Origin of the sequence: Methanocalculus sp. (assembly GCF_029762515.1) — an archaeon.
In the GTDB taxonomy this organism is placed as follows: Archaea; Halobacteriota; Methanomicrobia; order Methanomicrobiales; family Methanocorpusculaceae; genus Methanocalculus.
Window position 1 is genome coordinate 1 of the sequence record NZ_JARVGN010000183.1, and the last position, 4,402, is coordinate 4,402.

General features: G+C 52.3%; 5 protein-coding genes. 1 reads left to right on the plus strand and 4 read right to left on the minus strand.

The annotated features are described in order from the left end of the window. A partial coding sequence (locus tag QCH34_RS07505; RefSeq protein WP_300332403.1) for a hypothetical protein occupies nucleotides 1-1,426 on the minus strand: 1,426 nt, incomplete at its 3' end. Between the two features lie 110 nt (nucleotides 1,427-1,536). Here QCH34_RS07505 and QCH34_RS07510 point away from each other — a divergent pair. Beyond that, nucleotides 1,537-1,731: a DUF1858 domain-containing protein gene (locus QCH34_RS07510; RefSeq protein ID WP_300332405.1), complete on the plus strand. Its 195-nt coding sequence runs from the start codon at nucleotides 1,537-1,539 to the stop codon at nucleotides 1,729-1,731. Between the two features lies 1 nt (nucleotide 1,732). Here QCH34_RS07510 and QCH34_RS07515 read toward each other — a convergent pair whose 3' ends face one another. From QCH34_RS07515 to QCH34_RS07525, 3 genes are all read right to left on the minus strand, one after another. Then, the gene (locus QCH34_RS07515) at nucleotides 1,733-2,608 is read right to left on the minus strand and encodes an adenosylcobinamide amidohydrolase (RefSeq protein WP_300332407.1); all 876 of its coding nucleotides are present in this window, start codon (nucleotides 2,606-2,608) and stop codon (nucleotides 1,733-1,735) included. Continuing rightward, nucleotides 2,605-2,967 carry an anaerobic ribonucleoside-triphosphate reductase gene (nrdD, locus tag QCH34_RS07520; RefSeq protein ID WP_300332409.1) on the minus strand — a complete coding sequence of 121 codons (363 nt, stop codon included), beginning with the start codon at nucleotides 2,965-2,967 and terminating at the stop codon, nucleotides 2,605-2,607. Before nrdD ends, QCH34_RS07515 begins: the two co-directional genes overlap by 4 nt. A 90-nt stretch (nucleotides 2,968-3,057) precedes the next feature. Beyond that, nucleotides 3,058-4,402, minus strand: a 1,345-nt coding sequence (locus QCH34_RS07525; RefSeq protein ID WP_300332412.1) for an ABC transporter substrate-binding protein, incomplete at its 5' end; no start/stop codon positions are given.

A 4,402-nucleotide genomic window follows, 5' to 3' on the forward strand; every position in this document is an offset into this window, starting at 1 on the left:
TCACGATCCCCGATCCTGATGCGATATGGACGAGTGCGCCCTGGATCGCTGTTCCATCACGGGCAATCTCTATATCTCCCTCCTCTTCGGGAAGGGCAGTCGCCTGGGTCAGGTTAACAGATAATCGTCCATTATACTCATCAACAATAGCATAGAAGAAGTTATAGACGGTATTCTCCTGAAGTTTTTCCACACCCTCATTCTTCCAGAGGATGAACTTCAGAACACCAGTCTCATCACCGACAAGACCAGTCTGGAGCATCCTTTCGCTCCGGCTTTCCCACTCCTGGACGAGTTTAACCCGTATGGAGGCTATCCCGGGTGAGAGATCGGCGACCGTTGTTTGTGGAGGGGGTGGAAAGAAACGATCCTCAATCGGGGTGATCAGTGCACCTTCCCCCATAGATATCCGGGATGCGCCGCGGAATGAACCTTTTGAGGCTCCCTCGATCGCATAGCACATTCCCTTTTCAGGAGGCAAAATACCGGCATTTGCCCAGAGGGTAAAGGCATATGCACCTTCAGTTGTTGCGATGATCCCCTGTGCGGCAATTGCATCCGAGACAGACGATTCAACAGAGATGATCTTCCCCTCTATCCGGGGGAGTGCCTCCTCCATTGCACCGGGAGCCGTTGACTGGACTTCGATATCACCATCTTCAAGCGGAGAGCAGGAAGCGGGATCGATGGTTACCGAGAGGCGGCCGTTATACTCCTCTACTGCTGCATAACGGAGAGAGTACACCTGATCGATTGCAAGCTGCTGGTCAGATCCCCCTTTCCAGACGAGGAATTTCACCGTTCCGGTCTCATCCCCAATAAGCCCGGTCTGCTGCATCCGGTCATGCCTGACCTCCCAGTTCTGGATAACTTTCCCCTTTATCGAGGCAATACCAGGAGAGAGGTCAGCGATGCTGGTGAAAACAGGAGTCAGCGTGCGGTCTTCGTTGATCGGAGTGACGGTTGTACCTGAGTGGATCTTGAGGTTCGCAAGACCACGGAACTCGTCGACGACAGCAGACTCCAGCCTGTACCATTCACCGGCCTTCAGAAGTGCCGGGGCACCTTTTGCAAAGATAACAAACCCGATTGCACCGGATTCATCTGCAATAATTCCTTTCTGGGCAACAGCAGGGGAAGGCGGATCGGTGACCGAGACAACCTTTCCTTCGATGGTGACCCATTCCCCGGGAGAAAGGTCGGCAATCCGCGTCATATCCGAAGATGAAGAGGTCTGGGGTTTTGGGATCTGTTTACCATGTTCCTTCAGGATATCCTGGAGGATTGTCCGTTCAGCTTCAGCCGGCGGCACCCCGAACTCGGATACAAGGCGGTTAATCTTTGCTTCAATACGCTCTGAATCCGGAACAATGTCCTGTGCTTTCAGTTTTTGGGAGATTCTAGCTATTATCTCTTGGGTATCCATAATGATCTCCAACAATGCATCTGTATGCAGGGGTTATAATAGATCTGACCGGGGGGTGAAAGTGTCAGGGGACACAAAGATAAATAGGTCACAGATCAATAATTTTCTCTATGTCGATCACCCTCGATTCAACGATAATGGAACTCGTTAAAGAGAAACCGGAATCCGCAGGCATCCTCCAGAGCTTTGGCATGGGGTGCCTCGGGTGCGCCATTGCACACAACGAGACCGTCCGCGAAGCCGCAATGGTGCATGGTATCCCGCTGGAGGAGCTCGCTTCAGCACTTGGGATCGCAGTAGAGTAAGTTATTTTCTCTTTGAGACGGCCTTCAGTTCACTCAGGGCCGCCTCAGGATTTCTTTTCAGATGCCGGACAACCTCCGGCTCATGGTTTAATGTGCATTCCGTGCAGGCCCATACCCTGCCGCCCGATGAACTCTGCACCCAGCTGCCAAGAGATTCATCACCGCAGGGGTACAGGGGGCAGTAACAGAGATCGCACCGCTGCCCCTTGAAATGGCAGGGATAGTACGGGCAGTTCACAGGCGACCATTCAACCCATCCCCCGCCATTGAACCGGCTGTAGATGATAAATGCAGGCTTATCAGAGAGGACTCTCCCTTCATACCGATCAAGTGCCACTGCCACCCCATGCCGGACAGCGCTCATGATCCGGCTGCCTGCTTCAGAGACGGGACCTGAGTACTTGTGTTTCACCTCACCCTCCGATGCAACAATGATCGCATCCGATGTTGTACCGGTATAGGAGCGATCCCGATCCCGGAGCGCCTGCACCTTCGCCTCGGTGGCGGTGATGAACGCCCCGGCGAGGGCGGATCCGGAGAACCCTTCGGTACTTGTGATGATGATATTGATGGTGCCGGGCCCCTCCGGTGTCGGGTGGGTCGTTCCGGCGGTGATGAAGAGGGTCAGAAAATCATATCGGAGCACCACCAGATGCTGCATCGGGACTGCCGTCATCAGACCGAAGAAAGAGTTACCAAGACCAAGTGAGGCGGCAACCAGGCCAAGCGTCCGCTCCGGCTCAGGCGCATCATAGCCAAACGGCACCGTATGGTTCAGGAGGGTTGTAACCCTGCCGGATCCGCCACCGACCCCTGAGCTGAGGGCATTAAAATCCCCCCGTATCACCAGAGTGCTCTCACGGAGATAATATCTCATCCAATATCGTAGTGGGCCCGATCTTTAAGTTCCTGCTGTTTTGCAGCATTCCAACCGGTGACATCGGAGAGGTATCCTGTGATCCGCGAGATCTGGGAGACATCATGTGATCCGCACTCGGGACAGACCGGAGCACCACAGAGCGGGCAGTATTCAAGGGACTCAACGATATCGTGCGGGCAGTGGCAGTGATCTACCGGGCACATCAGCTGGAGATTCGTCTCGCCACAGGCCGGGCACGGCTCCTCATCCACGATATGATGGCAGGTATGGCATTTGTACTTCCGCTCATCCGCCGGGATGTCATCAAGGCTGGAATACCGCTCGATCGCCTTCTTCTGTTCGTCACTCAGGTGCATGCGGAGTATTAGGGAGAAGGTGGATAAAAGGATGCGGGTTGATGCAAAAAAAAAGATCTGGTGAAAGGATTCAGCCATCAGAAGACCGTATCAATCATGCAAAACCCCGGGTTGTGCAAATGACCGGTTTGGCGAGACTGATGTATAGGGTATCCCATAGAACCTTGTGTAAAACTGATGTGCTTCATCTTCAATATCAAATTGGCAGCGATCGGGATGGAGAATATTTGCAATCGTCATCAGACCAAGAATCCAGCGAGGACTTCCAAAGTCCCACGTAGGGTGCATCGAATAGATATTCCCCTCTCTGACAGCCGGAACATCAATAGTATGTTCCATACAATAACGGGAGGTATCACTCACCGAAGACGAGATAAAACCTGAAGTGAAGATAAACTCGGGATTCAACCCCATCATCTCCTCACGGGAGATATTGATGCCGGGTTTTCCCTCCTTTCCTATCGCTTTATTGACATATTCGCCTCCGGCAGCCTCAACGAGCCTACCCTCAAACCGGCCAGGATTAATGGCAAAGAGTGGATGGCCCATGGCATAATATACGCGTGGTTTGGGGGCGGATTCAACCTTGCTTCGGACGCTTTCATATCGTGTTCGAATATACGCAGACAGTTCCTGGCCTTCCTCAATCATACCAGAACGGGTGGCAAGATCCATAATGAGGTCATCATATGCTTCAATATTGTTCATCCTGTCATGAAGTTCTTTCTTCAGCATCCCGCTTTGAAGCACCTCAGCCCAGATTCTGGCGAGTGTGTCATTATCCTGAACCTGAAGGCAATGGAGGATAGCCCATATCATCTCAAGCCCTCTCGTTATCCGGTACCCTCCCATCATACCAGACTCTGAGAAGCTCTCCCTATGGATGATCCCCCTGACAGGGAGATGATACCCGCACGTGCATTGCTTCTTTACATTCCCAGTTATATGCGATCCCATCGGCCCATAAAATTCCCGCTCGATACACGGGCTGAAACATTCAGGGCAATATGTTGTCAGATAGTCAGTACCTGGTGAATTGAAGAGATAAACCCAGGAGAGCATGAGTTTTAGACGCTCACATAATGCCTCACTATCATAGATTGTCGGTTCAAGAACGAGATCAGCATCCCCAAAAGGCACAAAACGCATTATCTGAAGGGGAATATCCCGTGAGATAGCCGCAATCCTTGAGGCGGCGCCTGTCACCTCATCCTCTCCGCCATTCATATGCACCAGAGAAACCTCGACATGCACGCCACCTTCATGGAGCATACGGATCGTTCGATAGACGGGATCCGCACTCTTCGCCCCGCAGGAACGATACCGTTCAGCACTCACACCCTTCAATCCGATATTGACAAAATCAACATGAGGGAGAAGTGCAGCTGCCGAGGATTCGGTCATATATCCATTTGTCGAGCATCCAATCAGAAGC